The organism is Mycoplasma sp. 4044, assembly GCF_053851695.1.
This window is the reverse complement of the sequence record NZ_JBSQBD010000001.1, coordinates 33,376-52,198: the sequence shown is the minus strand read 5'-3', so window position 1 is coordinate 52,198 and position 18,823 is coordinate 33,376. Positions and strand designations below refer to the sequence as shown.

General features: G+C 31.2%; 22 protein-coding genes and 1 other RNA gene. 21 read left to right on the top strand and 2 right to left on the bottom strand.

Annotated elements, in window-relative coordinates:
* The 4 genes from secG (at position 1) to ssrA (ending at position 3,216) form a co-directional block, all read left to right on the top strand.
* Entirely contained in the window at positions 1 to 243 is a 243-nt protein-coding gene (gene secG / locus ACWXVN_RS00270) for a preprotein translocase subunit SecG (protein ID WP_455978732.1), read from the top strand.
* Positions 233 to 2,392 carry a ribonuclease R gene (rnr, locus tag ACWXVN_RS00265; RefSeq protein WP_455978731.1) on the top strand — a complete coding sequence of 720 codons (2,160 nt, stop codon included), beginning with the start codon at positions 233 to 235 and terminating at the stop codon, positions 2,390 to 2,392. Before secG ends, rnr begins: the two co-directional genes overlap by 11 nt.
* Positions 2,370 to 2,804: an SsrA-binding protein gene (gene smpB / locus ACWXVN_RS00260; protein ID WP_438341706.1), complete on the top strand. Its 435-nt coding sequence runs from the start codon at positions 2,370 to 2,372 to the stop codon at positions 2,802 to 2,804. Before rnr ends, smpB begins: the two co-directional genes overlap by 23 nt.
* A gap of 30 nt (positions 2,805 to 2,834) precedes the next feature.
* Positions 2,835 to 3,216, top strand: a transfer-messenger RNA (tmRNA) gene (ssrA, locus tag ACWXVN_RS00255).
* A 90-nt stretch (positions 3,217 to 3,306) separates the two neighbouring features.
* Here the strand turns inward: ssrA and ACWXVN_RS00250 are convergent.
* Positions 3,307 to 4,038 (bottom strand): nitroreductase family protein, encoded by a 732-nt coding sequence (locus ACWXVN_RS00250; RefSeq protein ID WP_455978730.1) that lies wholly within the window; start codon positions 4,036 to 4,038, stop codon positions 3,307 to 3,309.
* A gap of 99 nt (positions 4,039 to 4,137) precedes the next feature.
* On the opposite strand from ACWXVN_RS00250, the gene prfA reads away from it, so the two are divergent.
* From prfA to ACWXVN_RS00210, 8 genes are read left to right on the top strand one after another with little or no spacing between them, the layout of a single operon-like run.
* The gene (gene prfA, locus ACWXVN_RS00245) at positions 4,138 to 5,220 is read left to right on the top strand and encodes a peptide chain release factor 1 (protein ID WP_455967970.1); all 1,083 of its coding nucleotides are present in this window, start codon (positions 4,138 to 4,140) and stop codon (positions 5,218 to 5,220) included.
* A 5-nt stretch (positions 5,221 to 5,225) separates the two neighbouring features.
* Positions 5,226 to 5,939, top strand: coding sequence for a peptide chain release factor N(5)-glutamine methyltransferase (locus tag ACWXVN_RS00240; protein WP_455978729.1), 714 nt, complete (start codon positions 5,226 to 5,228; stop codon positions 5,937 to 5,939).
* Between the two features lie 27 nt (positions 5,940 to 5,966).
* A complete protein-coding gene (dnaJ, locus tag ACWXVN_RS00235) occupies positions 5,967 to 7,103 on the top strand; it encodes a molecular chaperone DnaJ (protein ID WP_455978728.1) in 1,137 nt (378 codons plus the stop codon).
* Positions 7,104 to 7,149: 46 nt separating this feature from the next.
* Complete coding sequence (locus ACWXVN_RS00230; protein WP_438341711.1) at positions 7,150 to 7,554, top strand: hypothetical protein; 405 nt, start codon at positions 7,150 to 7,152, stop codon at positions 7,552 to 7,554.
* A gap of 2 nt (positions 7,555 to 7,556) precedes the next feature.
* Positions 7,557 to 8,228: a (d)CMP kinase gene (gene cmk, locus ACWXVN_RS00225; protein ID WP_455967963.1), complete on the top strand. Its 672-nt coding sequence runs from the start codon at positions 7,557 to 7,559 to the stop codon at positions 8,226 to 8,228.
* Between the two features lie 4 nt (positions 8,229 to 8,232).
* Positions 8,233 to 9,549, top strand: coding sequence for a ribosome biogenesis GTPase Der (gene der, locus ACWXVN_RS00220; RefSeq protein ID WP_455978727.1), 1,317 nt, complete (start codon positions 8,233 to 8,235; stop codon positions 9,547 to 9,549).
* Positions 9,542 to 10,537, top strand: coding sequence for an NAD(P)H-dependent glycerol-3-phosphate dehydrogenase (locus ACWXVN_RS00215; RefSeq protein WP_455978726.1), 996 nt, complete (start codon positions 9,542 to 9,544; stop codon positions 10,535 to 10,537). The genes der and ACWXVN_RS00215 overlap by 8 nt, the downstream gene beginning before the upstream one ends.
* A 2-nt stretch (positions 10,538 to 10,539) precedes the next feature.
* Positions 10,540 to 10,815: an HU family DNA-binding protein gene (locus tag ACWXVN_RS00210; protein WP_455967959.1), complete on the top strand. Its 276-nt coding sequence runs from the start codon at positions 10,540 to 10,542 to the stop codon at positions 10,813 to 10,815.
* Here ACWXVN_RS00210 and recU read toward each other — a convergent pair.
* Positions 10,805 to 11,296 (bottom strand): Holliday junction resolvase RecU, encoded by a 492-nt coding sequence (gene recU / locus ACWXVN_RS00205; RefSeq protein WP_455978725.1) that lies wholly within the window; start codon positions 11,294 to 11,296, stop codon positions 10,805 to 10,807. The genes ACWXVN_RS00210 and recU overlap by 11 nt on opposite strands.
* A gap of 92 nt (positions 11,297 to 11,388) precedes the next feature.
* Here recU and ACWXVN_RS00200 point away from each other — a divergent pair, with 92 nt between their 5' ends.
* From ACWXVN_RS00200 to ACWXVN_RS00160, 9 genes are all read left to right on the top strand, one after another.
* A complete protein-coding gene (locus ACWXVN_RS00200; RefSeq protein ID WP_438341717.1) occupies positions 11,389 to 11,685 on the top strand; it encodes a 4'-phosphopantetheinyl transferase superfamily protein in 297 nt (98 codons plus the stop codon).
* 9 nt (positions 11,686 to 11,694) lie between these two features.
* On the top strand, positions 11,695 to 12,558 hold the full coding sequence (locus tag ACWXVN_RS00195; RefSeq protein ID WP_455967958.1) for a lysophospholipid acyltransferase family protein: 864 nt from the start codon (positions 11,695 to 11,697) through the stop codon (positions 12,556 to 12,558).
* A 5-nt stretch (positions 12,559 to 12,563) separates the two neighbouring features.
* Positions 12,564 to 13,328, top strand: coding sequence for a segregation/condensation protein A (locus ACWXVN_RS00190; RefSeq protein WP_455967957.1), 765 nt, complete (start codon positions 12,564 to 12,566; stop codon positions 13,326 to 13,328).
* Positions 13,315 to 13,935, top strand: coding sequence for an SMC-Scp complex subunit ScpB (gene scpB, locus ACWXVN_RS00185; RefSeq protein ID WP_438341720.1), 621 nt, complete (start codon positions 13,315 to 13,317; stop codon positions 13,933 to 13,935). Before ACWXVN_RS00190 ends, scpB begins: the two co-directional genes overlap by 14 nt.
* Positions 13,928 to 14,767 carry a pseudouridine synthase gene (locus ACWXVN_RS00180; RefSeq protein WP_455978724.1) on the top strand — a complete coding sequence of 280 codons (840 nt, stop codon included), beginning with the start codon at positions 13,928 to 13,930 and terminating at the stop codon, positions 14,765 to 14,767. The genes scpB and ACWXVN_RS00180 overlap by 8 nt, the downstream gene beginning before the upstream one ends.
* Before the next feature lie 9 nt (positions 14,768 to 14,776).
* A complete protein-coding gene (locus ACWXVN_RS00175) occupies positions 14,777 to 15,070 on the top strand; it encodes an Asp-tRNA(Asn)/Glu-tRNA(Gln) amidotransferase subunit GatC (RefSeq protein ID WP_455967951.1) in 294 nt (97 codons plus the stop codon).
* Entirely contained in the window at positions 15,063 to 16,382 is a 1,320-nt protein-coding gene (locus tag ACWXVN_RS00170) for an amidase family protein (RefSeq protein ID WP_455967950.1), read from the top strand. Before ACWXVN_RS00175 ends, ACWXVN_RS00170 begins: the two co-directional genes overlap by 8 nt.
* Entirely contained in the window at positions 16,382 to 17,788 is a 1,407-nt protein-coding gene (gene gatB, locus ACWXVN_RS00165) for an Asp-tRNA(Asn)/Glu-tRNA(Gln) amidotransferase subunit GatB (RefSeq protein ID WP_455978723.1), read from the top strand. The genes ACWXVN_RS00170 and gatB overlap by 1 nt, the downstream gene beginning before the upstream one ends.
* A 76-nt stretch (positions 17,789 to 17,864) precedes the next feature.
* Positions 17,865 to 18,809 carry a YhjD/YihY/BrkB family envelope integrity protein gene (locus ACWXVN_RS00160; protein WP_438341725.1) on the top strand — a complete coding sequence of 315 codons (945 nt, stop codon included), beginning with the start codon at positions 17,865 to 17,867 and terminating at the stop codon, positions 18,807 to 18,809.
* Positions 18,810 to 18,823 lie beyond the last annotated feature (14 nt).

Here is an 18,823-nt window from a genome sequence, read left to right as displayed (position 1 = left end):
ATGACTATTTGATTAGTTTTAATTGCTATAGTGGCAATCATAATCATCATTATTTCTTTTTTAATGTCACCAGATTCAAATGGTTTCAGTGGTGCCCTTGTAGGTAGTGGAGACCTTGACTTATTTAAAGTTTCAAAAGAAAGAGGTTTCAAAAAATTTCTTAAATATTCAATGATGATTTTCGTTTTTTTATTAATAATTATTGCTATTGTCCTGAGAGTTGTAATTCAAAATGGCAAATAGTTATAAACGTTTTAATTTACAAACTAAAGACATTGTTGACTTACTAAAAAAAGAAAAAAAACCACTTCAATTTATTGAAATAGCAAAGCAACTAAAAGTTGCTAAATTTCATAATAAAGAACTGTCCGAATTGATTTTTGAATGCGAAAAGCTAAGGCTAGTAGAAAAAAACCGTGAAGGTCAATATTTTGCTCTTGACTATGTAACAGGTGGTTTTTTTGAAATTTCAATAACTAACAAAAGATTAGGTTTTATTGATTTTGAAGAAGATAAAAGTGCTCTGGCTTTACCATTCCAACTAAACAATGTTTTAGACAAAGATATTGTCCATGCTGATATTTACGGCTATGAACAAGAAGAAAAAACATTTTATCGTGCTTTTGTTACTCACGTTAAGGAACATCAAAAGAAAGTTGTAGTTGGTAAATTTGTAAAAGGTTTTAATGTGCCGACATTCTTTTTTGAAGCTTTTGATGATCGCGACAGAGCCAAATATTTTGTGCAAAAATTGCCAGATGATTTTGTTTACGAAACCGAGCAATTGGCAAAAATGGAAGTCTTAAGTCCTAAAGCAGGTGGGTCACGAGTAGATGTTAAGTTTATTGAATACATAGGTAACATCAATAATCCACGTGTAATAGAAAAGAAGATCATAGCTCAAAATAATATTGAAATAGATTTTGAAACTGAAGTTGAACAGCTTTCAAAATCATTACCAAAAGAAGTTTTAGCTTCTGATTATCAAAATCGTAAAGACTTAACCCAATTATTTACTGTTACCATTGATGGCGATGACACAAAAGATTTTGATGATGCAATTAGTTGTCAAAAAAGATCTGACGGAACTTTCGATTTGTGAGTTCACATAGCTGACGTTTCACATTATGTCAAAGAAAATGATGCAATTGACAGAGAAGCATTGGAAAGAGGAACATCAATCTATCTTCCCGACAAAGTTATTCCTATGCTTCCTTTTGAATTGTCAAATGGAATTTGTTCACTGAATCCACAACAAAAAAGATGTGCAATGACATTGCAAATGCACATTGATGAAAATGGTAAAAATATTTCGTATGAAATTTATCCATCAATAATTGAAAGTAATTATCGTTTAACTTATTCAAGAGTTAACGATTATTATGCTCAAAAACCTCACAATTTTGATTTCGAGACAACTTATTTACTTGACACAGCATTAGATATAAGTAAACTAATTCGGAAAATAAAAAATGACGAAGGGTATGTTGATTTCGAAATAGAAGAGCCAAAAATTATTATGGATGGTGACAAGGTAGTAGACATCGTAATAAAAAGATCAGGCATCAGTGAAATGATGATTGAAGATTTTATGGTTCGTGCCAACGAAACAGTTGCGACCATGATGGCGGACAAGAAAATACCTTCAATTTATCGTATTCATGCCGAGCCGGAACCGGAAAAAATCTTTAACTTGCAAGAAGTTCTAAACTTTTTAAATTTAAATGTTAAAGTTCCTGACACTGGGCTTTCAAAAGATTTTGCCAAAATGATTGACAAAATAAAAGAAAAAGATCATTTTGATGATTTTCTTAAGGCTCACTTACTAAGAACCTTATCAAAAGCAAAATATTCAGAAATAAATATTGGTCATTTTGGGCTAGCAAGCAGTTGTTATGCTCACTTTACAAGCCCAATTAGACGTTATCCTGATTTATTATTGCATCGTCTAATAAGAGATTATATTTTTAACAGTCAGCCATTAAATGATGAAACAAAGGAATTATTAGAAAATAAAATCAGTGACATCGCCCAAAAGAACACTGATTCAGAAGTTGTGGCAATGTCAATTGAAAGAGATGTAGTTGATCTTAAAAAAGCAGAATTTTTTGAAGCTTTTGTTTCGCAAAAATATAAAGCTAAAGTGATCAGTTGTGAAAAATTCGGAGTATTTTTCGAATTGCCAAACTATAAAACCTCTATTCTTCTTAGGTTCGAAGATATTCAAAGAGAAATGGTTTCACAAATCTCACCACTTCTTGCTAAGGGACCAACTTTAGAATTCAAAGCTGACAAAGATTATGAAATTGTAATTGCAAGCGTTGATAAAGCAAAGGGTCAAATCAACGCCTTATTACCAGAGGATTATTATGAAGCAAATAGTAAAAAATAAATATCCTCGTTATGAATATGAAATCAAAGAAACATATGAATGTGGTATTTCTTTACAAGGATGAGAAGTAAAATCATTACGAGCTCAAAATGCCAATTTAAATAATGCTTTTTGCACCATTAAAGGTAATGAAATGTGAATCAATAATTTTTACATTTCACAGTATATGAATGTTAAAGGTGATTTAGAAAGAACTAAAAAGCTTTTACTTCATAAGAATGAAATTATTAGAATTCAATCAAAAGTAGAGAGATTGGGACTGCAAATCATTCCGACTCTAGTTTATTGAAAAAATAATCACATAAAAGTAGAGATTGCTCTTGCTAAGCATTTGAAAGTACATGACAAAAGACAAAAAATAATTCAAGAAGAAAATGATAAAAAATTGCAAAAAATCTTGAAACAATACTAACCATAGCTTATAATTGCTATTGTTATTAATGGGGGTGTAATGGCTTCGACAGGCACAAGCTCCTTAAAAGCGCAGTAGTGTGGCAGACTATAATTGCTTCTAGGCTTTCAATGACCGGAAAAACTAGCAAAAACGAAGAACTATCAGTTTCACCTGTATTCTTCAATCGTCAATCAAATCTATTATTCGCTTAATGAATTTTAGTCAACTTTTCTATGCCCGCTAGAAAAAGTTGTCGTTAGGGCTTAGGTTTCAAAAGTGCAACTATTTTGAAACTGAAAAATGAGTTGCCATTAACAAATTGATTTTGTTGTCTTATTGATTTGTTAATGTATTTCAAAGACAACTAAACTGTAGTACTTGCAAGTAAGTTTGTGTGTGGACCGGGGTTCAATTCCCCGCATCTCCACCATTTTTTTATATCTTTTTTGCTAAAAAGACTGAAAAAGTAACAAAAAACTAGGAAAAAATTATCTTTTTCCTAGTTGTGAGTGTGTTTATTTTATTTGTTTTGTAATTTAAGGTCTCAAATTTCTTCGATTTCTTTAGTATTCATGTTGTATCTAGATGCACTTAGAATCGAGGCTTCATAGTATGAATATGCTTTTTTATCTGGAGCTAGTTTTGTAAAGTAATCTTCCAATTCTTTACTATATCTTTTAGCTTCGATATCTAATGAATCAATGTCATATTTACCTTCAAAAACCCTATTTAGTTTAGGTTTAACACTAACTTCTTCATCAGGATATCCAAGTGCTAAACCGATGACTGGAAATGCCTGACCTTTAATGTTTAATAGTTGTCTTAGTTCTGGAATCATTGTTCTTACTAAACCTAAAAAGCAAGTACCTAAACCATTCGAAATGGCAACGTCTTGTAACATAGTAGCTTGAATGTAAGCGTCTCCAGCAGCAACTAAAAATCCTTCTGTTGTGTGTAAATCATATTTAATTTCTGGGTAGTGCTTTTGAGCTAAATTCATGCGATTGAAATCAGCCACAAAAACAACAAACATTGCACAGCTTTCAACAGCTCGAGCAAATTTATTTGCCTGCCCGATTGCTTTTAGTTGTTCTTTATCGGTGATTATTATTGCACTTGAAGAATGTCAATTAGAAGAGTTAGGTGCCAATTTGATAGCATCGACTAATTTCTTTTTTAATTCATCGTCAATTGCTTTATCTTTAAATTTTCTAATATTTGTACGTTTTAAAATTGCTTGGTATAAATCCATATTTTTCTCCTTTTTTGTTATATTTTAGTCCAAAAAGGTTATTTTTGTCAAAATCTTAGTACCCTAAAGCAAGACAAATTATTGTATAATAATTTAATTATGGAAAAGACAATGCTTTCAAGCCTAAGTGCTATCAAAACTAAATATTTGGATATTCAAGAAGATTTATTAAAACCAGAAATTTACAATGACACCAAAAAATATGCAAAATTGCAAAAAGAACAAAATGCAATTCGTGACATTTATGAAAGCTTCGTAAAATGAGAAAAAAGTAATGATGCTTTTATTCAAGCTAAAGAAGTATTAAAAAACGAAAAAGATGCTGAATTGTTAGAATTAGCAAAAATGGAAATTGAATCGCTTGAAGAAGAAATGACCACTCTTGAAGAAGAACTAAAAATTCTTTTATTACCTAAAGATGAAAATGACGAAAGAGACGTTATCATCGAAATTAGAGGAGCAGCCGGTGGAGATGAAGCTAACATTTTTGCTGGTGACTTGTTTAGAATGTATCAAAAATATGCTGATCTAAATGATATGAAAGTCCAAATGATCGATTCAACATTTGGAGCAGCTGGTGGATTTAGTCAAGTTGTCTTTTCAGTGAGTGGAGATAAAGTCTTTTCAAAATTAAAATTTGAAAGAGGAGTTCACCGTGTACAAAGAATTCCTGCTACCGAAACAAAAGGTAGAGTCCATACCTCAACTGTTACTGTAACAGTTCTTCCTGCTGTCGATGATGATGTCGAAATTGAAATCAGACCACAAGATTTAAAAGTGGACACTTTCCGTTCTTCAGGAGCAGGTGGACAAAGTGTTAATACAACCGATAGTGCTGTCCGTATTACTCACATTCCAACAGGTTTAGTAGTTACATCGCAAGATGAACGTTCACAAATTGCTAACCGTCAACAAGCAATGAAATTAATGAAATCTAAACTATATGAAATGGAAGTAAGAAAAAGAGAAGAGGAGGAAGGAACTATTCGTAAACTTGCTGGTTCAGGTGATAGAAGTGAAAAAATTCGAACTTATAACTATCCACAAGACAGAGTTACAGATCATAGAATAGGATTTTCAACTTCGCTTAAAAATGTTATGGATGGAAACATGACTTCGCTAATTGAATCATTATTAGCTGAAGAAAGAGCAGAAAAAATTGCTCAAATTGGAGAACAATAATTAACATGCCTACACAAGAAGAACTTTTGCGTGAAAAACACCGAAACAATTTAGAACTAAAAGTTTCAAAAAAAGAGCAAAAGCTTCTTAAAAAAGGTTATCCAGTACAAAGAATAATCGGCTTTTGCGAAATGCAAAATGTCCGAATTTTTTTAAATCGATTTGTGCTAATTCCTCGTTATGAAACGGAAGAACTTATTTTAGAAGCTTATAACCACATTAACAAAGACTCAACAGTTTTAGATCTTGGAACAGGCAGTGGTTTCATAGCAATAGCGATACAAAAAAACAAAAAATGCTGTGTTGACGCAGTAGAAAAGAACTTTTTTGCACTAAAACAAGCCGAAAAAAACTCTTTTTTTAATGAAACTAAAATCAATTTTATTCGTTCTGATTGATTCAAAAAAGTTACAAAAAAATATGATGTCATCATTTCTAATCCGCCTTATCTGAACTATCAAGAAGTCATTAACAAACCAAAATTTGATCCTAAATATGCCTTGTATGCTAAAGATTCAGGCCTTAGAGATTATTTAAAAATTCTTAAAAAAGCACATTTATTTTTAAATAAAAACGGTGTTTTAATATTTGAAATCGATGATTTTGTAGCACCATTTTTCGAAAAAAATTATCCTGAAAGCAACATTATTAAAGACATTAATGGCAAGAAAAGAATAGTAGTCATAACAAAGCAAGAATTGGAAAATTTAGCACTCTAGTCCTTTTTGTGCTAAAATATATTTATTATGGCAAATAAAAAACGTGATTACTATGAAGTATTGGAAATTTCTAAGACAGCAACTGAAAAAGAAATTAAATCAGCATATCGTAAACTAGCGATGCAATATCACCCGGACAGAAATAAAGAACCAGGAGCAGAAGAAAAATTTAAAGAAGTTTCGGAAGCATACGAAGTTTTAAGTGATCCAGAGAAAAGAGCTAAATACGATAAATTTGGACATGCTGCTTTTGACCAAATGGGTGGAGCTTCAGGATTCTCGAACGCATCTGATATCTTCAAACAATTTTTTGGTGGATTTTCAAAAGCATTTAGCTTTGATGAATTCGATGGCTTTGGTGATTTCTTTGGTGGTGCCTTTGGACGTTCAAAACCCAATGGTCCAACAAAAGGAGCTGATTTAGAACAAAGAATAACAATAACATTTCTTGAATCAGTGTTCGGAGTCAAAAAAACCTTAAAACTTCAAAAAATCGAGATTTGTGATTTATGTAAAGGCAAAGGAGCTGAAAAAGACGAAGACTTTAAGAAGTGTTCTACTTGTGATGGCGGGGGTAAAGTTGCTTCTTCAATGTTTGGTTTATTTCAAAGTGTAACAACTTGTCCTGATTGTTCTGGTACTGGAAAAATAATTGTCAAAAAATGTTCAAAATGTAAAGGTAATGGTTCAATTAGAACTAATGTTGAACAAGAAGTTGATATTCCAGCAGGGATAATGAGTGGTCAAGTTCTTTTGCTAAAAGGGTTCGGAATTCCATCAAAAAATGGTGGACAAACCGGAGATATGCGACTTGTTATTGAAGTTAAGCGTCATGACTACTACCGTAGAATTGATAATGATATTATTTTAGAAGTTCCTGTATCAGTTAAATCAATAATAGCTGAAGAAACTATTTATGTGCCAACGCCATATGGTGAAAAACCAATAAAACTTGACAAAAAAAATCAAGATGGTGACACATTCATAATCAAAGATTGTGGATTTAAGTTCTTAAACCAAAACAAATACGGAAAAATGATTGTAAGAATTAAAACATTTATTCCTACTTTATCAGATTCAGAGCGAAAAATCGTTGTTCAAGCTCTTGAAAATAATAAAGATAATACCTATGAAAAATGAGTTAAAGAAGTTAGTAAAAAATAGCTAACTTTTTTATTTTTTTAAAGCATTATGTGGCTATAATTCTTTTATGAATTTGCCTAGTAGAAAGCAGCATTTTAAAAATTATCGTGAAGAGCTGAAAAAGACTAGTTCTTTAGTAAAAACTATTAAAAAAACCCGTAAAGAATATTTGAAATTAAGAGATAAGCTAACGGGTTATTTTGAAGATTTTGAAAAAGAATTTAACGATTTCAAAACTTATGTTGAAAATGAGACGATCATTAAAGAAAAAGTGAATTCTGCTAAACCAAAATCTAGTAATGATGATTTCATTACAAAACAAATTGCAAATCTTGAAACCGTTAAACAAAAAAATAAGTTGGATGGTGAAATGATTTATGAGCAAAAATTCTTGCCATTGTTGCATGATGCAAAAATCGATGCAATTCAAAATATCGTTGAAACAGAATTAAGCAAACTAAGAGGAGAATAATTATGGAAAAGCGCATTAACATAGCAATTGATGGTCCAAGCGGTGTTGGTAAATCTAGTGTCGCCAAGCTTCTAGCCAAAGAATTGGGCTATTTCTTTATCTCAAGCGGTTCAATTTATCGACTAATTGCCCTAAACGCAATTGAGCAAAAATTGGACTTAACAAATGAAAGCCAAGTGAATAGTCAATGAAATTTCGAAGACATCAAAATTGATGAAAAAGAACAAGTGTATTTTAAAGGTCGTAATGTTACTCATGATTTAAGAAAAGATGAAGTTTCCAAAGCAGCAAGTGACATTGCAGTTTATCCTTCTGTTCGTAAAAAAGTAGTTGACTTTTTACAATGATATTCTGTTTCTTATAAAGGAATTATCATTGATGGTCGTGATGCAACTTACCGTATTCTTCCTACTGCTGAACTTAAAATTTTCTTATGAGCTGATGCTGACATTAGAGCAAAACGTAGAGTTTTACAAAATGCTGAATTAGGTTTCGATAGTGACTATGACAAAACATTGCAAGAAATTATTGCAAGGGATGAACAAGATATGAATCGCAAAGAAGATCCATTAATATGTTCACCAGGTTCGATTAGAATTGATTCATCGAAAAAAAGTCTTCTAGAGGTTTATGCAGAAATACATGCTTTAGCCTTAGAAAAAATTAAGGAGTAAAAGCATGAAAGAATTAGTAGCAATTGTTGGAAAGCCGAATGTTGGTAAAAGCACTCTTTTTAATAAATTAATCAATAAAAGAAAAGCAATAGTTCATGATCAACCAGGAGTTACAAGAGATCGTTTATACGATGAAGTGACTTGAACTGGAACAACTTTTAAAGTTGTGGATACTGGTGGAATCACGGTGAGTGATGACCAAATGCAAGACCAAATTTCAATTCAGGCGCAAATAGCAATTGAAGAAGCAAATATTATTGTCTTTATGCTTGATGGACGCCAAGATTTAACTAATGAAGATTATTATGTAGCTAATTTGTTGCGTAAATCAGGAAAACAAATTATTCTTGCCATTAACAAGTGTGAAGGCGAGCGTGGTGAATTTAATCCTATTTTTTACTCGCTAGGCTTTGATGAAATTTTTGCTCTTAGTGCCATTCATGGAGAAGGTTTAGGTTCGTTGCTAGATGCGATTGTTGAAAAAATTGCCAAAAATGATGAAGATTCTGAAAAGCATTTCAAATTAAGCATAATTGGAAAACCGAATGTTGGGAAATCTTCACTATTAAATGCTCTTAGCGGTTCGTATCGTTCTATTGTTAGTGACGTTAGTGGAACAACTCGTGATAGCGTTAGTGATTTAGTAAAAATAGAAGACCAAACATTTGAAATTATTGACACAGCCGGAATCAAGAAAAAATCTAAGCTTATTGACAGTGTTGAACATTATGCACTAATGCGTGCAATGAATAGTTTGGAAGAAAGTGATTTAACTCTTTTAGTACTAGATGCAACTGAAGACATTAGTCACTTTCACTTACGTATTTCAGGTTTTGCTTTTGAACAAAGAAAACCAATTATTATAGTTGTTAACAAGTGAGACTTAATCGAAAAAGAAACTAATACAATGATTCGTCATGAAGAAATGTTGCGAGAAAAATTTAAGTTTATAGATTGGGCTCCGATAGTTTTTATAAGTGCTAAAAGTCACAAGAGGCTAGATAAGTTGAAAAAACTAATAATTACAGTAAGAGAGAATCTTGAGAGAAAAATACCTACATCAAAACTAAATGAAGCAATAATGCAAATGCAATTGTTCAAGCCAGCACCATCATTAAAAGGTAAACGTTTAACAATAAATTTTGCCCAACAAATAGAAGGAAGAATACCAACATTTGTGTTGTTTGTTAATAATCGTGAGTATGCCCACTTTTCATATTTGCGTTATATCGAAAATCAAATACGTGAGTATTTTGACTTTGAGGGAACTCCGATTAATATTCTGTTAAGAAACAAAAATGAAGGAAGAAATTATGAGTAATAAAATCACTGTTATCGGTTCAGGTTCAATGGGAACAGCTTGTGCAAAAATTTTGCACAAAAACGGTCACGATGTTACTATTTATGGTGTTGATACAACTGAATTAGAACAATTAAAACAAGGCAAAAATTTAAAGTACTTTCCAGAATCAATATATTTACCAAATTTTAAAACAACTAACAATCTCAAAGAAGCACTAGATAAAACTAATTATGTTTTATTAGCAGTGCCATCTAAATTTATGGATCAAGTATTTAATGATGTTTTGGCAAATTTAAATTCTGAAGTTATGTTTATCAATGTTGCTAAGGGTTTTTATCCAGGAACAATTATCCCTTTACACACTGCTATGAAACAAAAAACAGCTAACAATGCAAATGTGAAAGGTGTTGTTAGTTTAATAGGTCCTTCACACGCTGAAGAAATTGTTAAAGACTCAATAACTGTTGTTGACTCAGTAGATTGCGATGAAAATAAAGCAAAATTGGTACAACAACTGTTTTCAAATGATTATTTCCGTGTTTATACTCAAACAGACGAAATTGGAGCTGAAATCGGTTCGATTTATAAAAACGTTTTAGCTATTGCATCAGGCATTCTGGATGCAAAAGGTTATGGAATTAACACTCGAGCAGCACTAATTACTCGAGGACTTGTTGAAATGCGCAAATATGCAGAAGCTAACGGTGGAAAATTAGAAACCTTGTTTGGATTGACAGGAATAGGTGATTTAATCGTTACTGCATTTAGTGAGTTTTCTCGTAATTTTAGTTTTGGTAAGCTTTACGGTCAAAAAGGTAAAGAAGCCCTTGATACAAAAATGACTGTAGAAGGTTTAACTGCTTTAAAAGCGATTTATGATAATGTTATAAGTAAAAAACAAATGGAATTACCGATAACTGAAGGTTTATATAAAGTAATTTATGAAGATTATGATTTAGAACTAATGTTGAAAAATTTGATTAAAAGAGATCTTAAAGGAGAATAGTTATGAACAAAAAAGAATTAATTAGCGAAATTGCTCAAAAATTAGACAAGTCAATTAGCGAAGTTGAACAATTTTACAATGCTCTTGAAGATGTAATTGTTGAACAATTATTACAAGGAGAAAAAGTTGCTATTTCAGGTTTTGGAACATTCAGCACAGTACACAAAGACGAAAAAGTAACTATCAACACTTTTACAAAAGAACAACTTATTGTTCCTGCTAAGGTAGAACCTAAATTCAAATTTTCAAAAGTTCTAAAAAGTAAAATTAATAAATAAAATCTAAATAATTTAATACCCCAGGAAATATCAATTCTAGCTTGTTTCCTATCTTGTCGAGATCACTCATTTTCAGTGATCTCTTTTTTTCAAAAAACGTGTGTAAATGAGTACTTTTTACTCAATAAAAGACATCATATTTTTTGAAAAAAATTATGTAGAAACCACACCCTTGATGCCGATTAATTAAGTCCAAATATTCGATTTGATGCTTACGTATATTTTGATAGGAAAAAGTGTCACCTTCACATTCTTTTGCTTCGAAAGCAATGAATTTACCTCTATAAATTCCATAGTAGTCGACCGTCGATTTTTGCACTATTTTAGCATCTTCAATCAGTAATTTTTTGTCCTTTTTTACTACTTGTTTGAATTTAATATCAAGATTCTTTTTGTGAATTAATGCAAGATTAAGTAGGGCATAACGTTCATTAGTTTGATTAATTATTTTTTCCAAAAGCATACCTTTATTTTTATTCATATTGCCTCCTACTTATTAAAGTAAGAAATCATAGCCAGAAAAAATAATTTTTATATTTATTTTAAATATAAACCACAGGTATAATTATAAACATGTATAAGATAGGAATTGATTTGGTAAACATTAATCGGTTTAAAGAAGTAAAAGAACATTTTATTAAACGTTTTCTGTCAGACATTGAATATGTTGACTATCAAAAAAGCGAAAACAAAGATATATTTTTAGCGACAAGATGAGCACTTAAAGAGGCGATTTATAAAGCTGACAATAGTGAATATTCTTTTAAAGATATTTCAATTTCAAAAGATATAACCTATCGTTACAAAAATTTCTCACTTTCAACATCTAGCGAGGGTGAGTTTGTTATTGCTATGGCAATCAAAAATTAAGGAGCAAAAATGAACATTAAGACAAAGATGATTTTGTGTAGCCCATGACTAGGATTAAGAATTCTAGGAATTTTGAGAACGGCTAGAAATTCAAAAAATAATCCAAGCGTCTTTACACTGCAAAAAAGAGTAGATTACTTAGTTAAAAGAGCTAAATGATTATTGAAATTTTTAAAAATCGAATTAGTTGTTAAAGGGTATGATAAATTGCCAAAACATGGCGCAATTTTGTATCCTAACCATGTGTCAAATATTGACGCTATTGCAATAATGGCAGCAATGGACAAACAAACTAAAGATGTTAACGTTGACAATTTAAGACCAACATTTTTAGCAAAACAGGAACTACAAGACAAATATTTAACTCGTAAAACACTTTCAATCATTGATACATTCTACCTAAATCGTGAAAACATTCGTGAAAGCGTTAAAACATTGGAATCCTTTGGTCATTTTGTTCGTGATCAAAGAACTTTGGGGGTAATTTTTCCTGAAGGAACAAGATCACGTGATGACAAATTATTAGAATTTAAAGCAGGAGCATTTAAAGTAGTTAAATCTAATTCTTTTGCAGTTGTGCCAGTGACTATTAATGGAAGTGGGATTGCTTTAGATCCAAAACGAAGAAAAAAAATCACTATTGAAGTAATTTTTCATGATGCTATTGACACTTTGAAAATCAACCAAGCTGAAACAAGTCAAATTGCTAACTTAGTAAAACAAAAAGTACAATCAGAATATCAAAATCAAGAAGTTTACAATTCAAAAAAACAACCTAAAAAACGTAATCCTAAAAAACTAACATACAGCCAAAAACAAGCTAAAAAAGAAGCAAAATTGCAAGAAAAAGCACGTAAACTTGAGGACTTTTAATTTTTATGGAACCAAATGAATCATTAGAACCTTCTTACTTAGACATTAAGCTTTCATCATTCGCAGGTCCTTTGGACTTACTTGTTACTTTAATTAGAGATAAAAATATTGATATTTGAGAAATTGATCTTAACGAAATTGCTGATCAATATCTAGCAATTATTCACAATCTTAATGAAAATGATTTTGATACCGCTTCTGAATACTTAGTAATGGCTGCAACTTTAATTAATCTAAAAGCTAAAATGATTTTGCAAGATCCAGAAGAACAAGAAGAAGCAAACAAAGAAAAAATTCGTTTGTTGAGTCAAATTGCTGAATATGAACGCTTCAAAGACTTGAGTGTTGTTTTAAAACAGCACGAAGAACAAAGAAAAGATTTATACAACAAAACCATTAGTGATTTACGTCCTTTTGTGCGAAAAGGTGATCCTAATGAACTAGCAGGACACTCATCAGGTTCAAGACTTGCTTTAGTATTAAGAAAAATGTTTGAAAGAACTTATGCTGAAACATTAAAAAATATTTCGCTTTCAACTAAAGCAGTTTCGCCAGAAGAACAAAAACAAAGAATTTTGCAATTATTTGAAACTAAAAACACTGATACTCTAAATTTTGAAGATGTTTTCAGTGTTCCGACATACGGGCATTTTGTAATTAGTTTAATTGCTTTACTAGATCTAGCACGTCAACAAGTAGTTGTTATCAGTGAAAATGAAGAATTAGAAATTGTTGCAATCAAAAAAGGAGAAAAATATGGTCAACAATAAAATTATTGAAGCACTTTTATATGTTCAAGGCGACCAAGGTCTTTCAGTTGAACAAATGAAAGAAGTATTCAATCTAAATAATGAAAATGAAGCTTACACACTTTTACAAGATTTTCAAAAATACTTTAATTCTTTGTCAAGAGGAATTGAAGTTCATGAATTTAACAAAGTTTTCAAATTTTTAACTGCTCCTTTAGCAAAAGAAGCAATCAGCAATTTAGTTAGTGTCACAAAGAAACAAACTTTGAGTCAAGCAGCGGTCGAAGTTGCAGGAATTATTGCTTTCAAACAACCTATCACACGTTCAATGATCAATAACATCCGGGGAGTAATCAGTGATCATATTGTGATAACTTTACTAGCTAAAGGATTGATTGAAGAAGTAGGAGTAGCTTCTACACCAGGACAACCTATTTTGTACGGAATTACCAACAAGTTCTATGATTATTTCAAAATTAAGTCACTTTCAGAGTTACCAATTTTTGAAGAATTTGATAAATACGAAGAAGATGAGCAAAAAGTTGAGGCAGAACGTTACGACTTATTTAATTCACAACGTCGTGATGACGAAGATGCAATAGTTCAGGATTGAGAATATAATGATTAAACTAAAAGCAACAGCAAATGATGAAGGTAGAACTTTATACAAGTTTTTAATCAAGAATTGTAACAATGTTCCAATTTCAAAAATTGAAAAAACATTTCGTCAAAAAGATGTTCGACTAAATGGTAAAAAAATTAACGATAAATCCTTAAAACTAAGCAATGGTGATGAAGTCACAGTTTATGGAATTGACAATGCAAACATTGAAAAAAGAGTGCAAAAAACCAATGTAACTTTCAAAAAAGTGTATGAAGATGACAATATTTTAATCGTCGACAAAAAAGCAGGTGTGACAATGGTTGGTGAAGAAGACTCGCTACAAAATCAAGTTTTAACATACCTAAAATATGAAAAATTTGCTTCTTTTGTTCCTGATTCAATTGGTCGCTTGGATAGAGTAACATCAGGACTGATAATTTATGCCAAAAACTATAAAACATTAGTTGAACTAAAAGCAAGACATAAAGATTTTGAAAAAACATATCAATTCATTAGCGATTTTGAAGGTGATGAATTAGTAAGTGTTAGATTAAAAAAAGACATTGAAAAAGAAAAGATGGTAGTAGATCGCGATAACAAGTTTGGAGTAAAAGCAACAACTCATTTTTTCACACAAAACGGTAAAAAATTTGCTACTTTAAAAACTGGTAAAAAACACCAAATTAGAGCAACTTTAGCACACATGCAAGTGCCGATTCTAGGGGACACAAAATATGGTGGCAAAAAATCGCATCGTGTCTTTTTACATGCTTATCGCATTGTTATCAGAAATTTACAACTTCCTGAACTTGATTATTTAAACGACATGGAATTTGTTTCATATCCAAAATGATAGGAGGCTAATGTGGAAAAAGCAAAAATGATTAAACTAGCTAATGACTTATTGTTTGAACCAAAAGAAGAAGTTTTTTTATTGCTAAATGAAGAACATGAAAACATCAAAAAACAACTTGAATTGTTGAATAGTTTTGATTTAGACCATCTTGAGCCCATGACACACATTAACGAAAAAGCTATTGATTTTGATATGTTGCGTGAAGATGAACCTAAACCAGGTATAAGCAAACAAGAATTATTAACCAATGCATACGACAAAGATGACACTTTTGTTAAGGTAAGAAAGGTTATAAATGATTAACAAAGGAAATTTGCAAAAAGCACTCATAGAAGCAGCAAATGACACAAATAATGCAGTCAGTTATGTGTATCAAGATGCTAAGTTAAATAATGAAGGGACTCTTGCTAATTGTGTTTACTCGCTAAAAAGTAACTACGCAACCAAAGACAGTATTTCACATGCTTCAAGTCATATTCTTGAAAATTTCATTCCTTACTATGATGCAACAATTGTTAAATTATTACAACAAGCAGGTGCTACTTTGGCTTTTAAAACTCATCTAGACGAATTTGGTTTAGGTGGAACCGGACAATTTTCTTATTTTGGCTTAGTTCGCAATCCTTTAAACAAAGATTACTTGGCAGGAGGAAGTTCTTCAGGAGCGGCCGCTTCATTTACTGAAAATGTAGGTTTTGCAATAGGTTCAGATACTGGAGATAGTGTGCGTTTACCAGCTTCATACGTAGGTAGAGTAGGATTCAAACCCACATATGGAGCAGTCAGTCGATATGGTCTTTTTGCCTTTGCTTCTTCACTTGATACTGTTGCTTGATTTAGTCACAATGTCAACGATAGTTTTGAAATTGCGCAAGTGTTATTCAAACAAGATTTTTCAAATGACAACACATCTCTAGATTTAAGTTTTAGCAAAGAAGAAATAAAAACTAAAAAACCGCAAAAGATAGCCTACCTGGATTGCTTTGACTATTTAAGTAAGAGTGTAAAAGATAGTTATCAAAAATTATTGAATAAATTGTCACAAGAAGGAGTTTCATTACAGCCTGTAAAAGTTGATGAAAAATTACTAAAATCAGTGTCTGTTGTGTATCAAATCATTGCTTTTACGGAAGCAAGCAGTAATCTTGCTAATTTAAATGGAACAGCTTTCGGACTAAGACAAGAGCAAGATAATTGAATGCAAACATATATTAAAACTCGTCAATTAGGATTAGGGCCAATGGTTCAAAGACGTTTAATTTTAGGTTCATATTATTTAGAACAAGAAAATCAAGAACGTTACTTGAAAAAAGCTCAGAAAATGCGTCGTTTGCTTGCTAACTATTTCGCTAATATTCACCAAAATTGTGATATTTTCATATACCCAGCAGCTAAAGATGTTGCGCCACGTTTTGATGCCCAATCTGATGAATCATTCATGGATTACATTTTAACTTATGCTAACCTAGTAGGTAATCCTTCTTTAACTTTACCGCTTGGTAAAAATGAAAATAGTATGCCTTACTCGCTTGCGATTGACAGTGCTAAATATCAAGATGTTAAAATGTTGCAGCATGCTTTATGAATTGAAGATATTATCAAAGGAGAAAAATAATGGAATTTGAAGCAGTTATAGGGATTGAAATTCACTTAGAACTAAACACAAAAACCAAAATGTTTTCTTATGCCGCTAATGATTTCAATCTTCAACCAAATGAAGCAGTAAGTGTCATTGATTTAGCATACCCAGGAACACTGCCATTACTTAATAAACAAGCAGTCATAAGTGCAATCAAACTAGCTAAAGCGCTAGATATGCAAATTGATAATGAGCTTCACTTTGATAGAAAGAATTACTTTTATCCTGACTTGCCAAAAGGTTTTCAAATTACTCAACAATTTCGTCCAATCGGACGAGATGGAAAATTGCCAATTCAAATAAATAATGAAACAAAGTATATAGCAATAGAACGTATTCACATGGAAGAAGACACTGCTAAGCAACTTCACGAAAACGGGTCAACTTTTATAAATTACAACCGTGCGGGTGTACCTTTAATTGAAATAGTTTCGCGTCCAGTCATGCACTCAGCTCAAGAAGCGGTTGAATATATTAATATGATTCGTTTGATTGCTTTGAGTTTAAATATCAGTGATGCAAAAATGTCAGAAGGTTCTTTACGCGCTGATGTCAATATTTCGATTCGTCCTCAAGGATCAAATTCATATGGAACAAGAGTTGAAATCAAAAACTTAAATTCTTTAAATAATGTTGCCAAAGCAATAGAGTGGGAAATTGAGTGACAAAAAGCTAAATATTTAGCAAATGAAACCTTTGAACAGCAAACAAAACGTTTCGATGAACAAACTCAGACAAATAAAACTATGCGTAGCAAATCAGGAGCAGTTGACTACAAATATTTTTCTGAACCTAATATTCCATTCGTTCACTTATCAAATGAATTAATTTCAAGCATAAAAATCAATGAACTGCCTTGACAAAGAAGACAACGTTACTTAGATAATAAGTTAAATGACGTGCAAATTGGACAATTAATTGAAAATATTGAATATGCTAATTTTTTAGATGCAATCGCTTCTAATGACTTTAAAAAAACAACCAACATTTTCTTCAGTGATATTGTTTCATTTTTAAATGAAAAAAACATCGCACTAAAAGATTTAAAAATTTCAACTTCAGATTTAAAGCAGTTGATTTTGTTACTTGAAGAAAATAAAATACTGAAAAATTCAGTAAAAATTGTGTTAGAGCAAAAACAATCGTCAGATTCGAGTCTAAATGAAATTCTTAATATAAATAACTTATATGCAAAAGATTTAAGTTTCGAAATTGATTCAATTATTGACAATGTTTTACAACAATATCCTGATTTAAAAACAGAATACACACAACGTCCTGAAAGAGTTAACAAATTTGTCATAGGGCAAGTAATGAAGCAAACAAAAGGACAAGCCGACGCACAAAAAGCACAAGAAATATTAGCTAAAAAACTTTCATAACATGAGTCAAAGAAATCGCAGAATTAGATCTCGATCAATACGAAATTCACGCTTTAGCAATCTTATTGAACTAATTATGAAGCGTTTCATTCTTTTGATTGCTAAAGTTGTTGTTCCTTCATCTAAGCTTTCAAAAGATAAATTGAATAAAATTACTGACGAAACTTATACAAGAATAAGAAGTAAAGAATTTGCTTACATTCCAGCTGGAACCGCTCTTTATTTGTTCGTTTCATTTATTCCGATTTTGGTAATCATTAGTACAATCGGACTAATTCCTAGCCCTTATATTAATCAAGTCAATGGCGAGTCAATCACATATGCTAATGTTTTGAGTGAAGACATTCTTGCTCGTTTGATTCCAGGAATTAATAAGGTTATGCCTAACTTGACTGGTTTATTTGCTAAAAACCAATCAGGCGGAAGCTTAATTGCAATACTATTAATTGTCAGTGCAGTGTGAATTTCAAGTCGAGGTTATACTCGCTTTATTGAGTCTATTTCGATTTTTTATAATCACGATAGACCATCAAATTTCTTCAAAACCAAAATTAAAGCCTTGTGAATAGTAATTTGTTTGACTGCATTTTTATATGTTGTGATCTTGCTTTTTACCTTGTTCTTAGCTTATTTACGTTCTGAAGGCTATGATCACAAAGGATGACAATTTTTACTAATTTATTACATATTGATGACCTTTTTTGTTGTTGTCTTCTTTATAATTGGTTACCTACTTTTATTTAAATTTGCAGCCAATTTTAGACTTAAATTTTCTGATATTGCAATTGGTGCTTTTATTAGTGCTATTCCTTCGTCAATTTTTAGTATTACCTTTGGTTTCATTTCTTCGATTGCAAAATATGAAAAATGAGGATCTGTTTCTTCATTTATGTATGTGCAATTGTTTATTTTGTTTATGTCTTATTTCACTTACATCGGAATATTGTTTAATGCAAGTTATTACAAGACCTTTATTTCTAGTGTTACAATTGACAAAAATCTAAAATTATCACGTTACTAATACTTTATGTATTA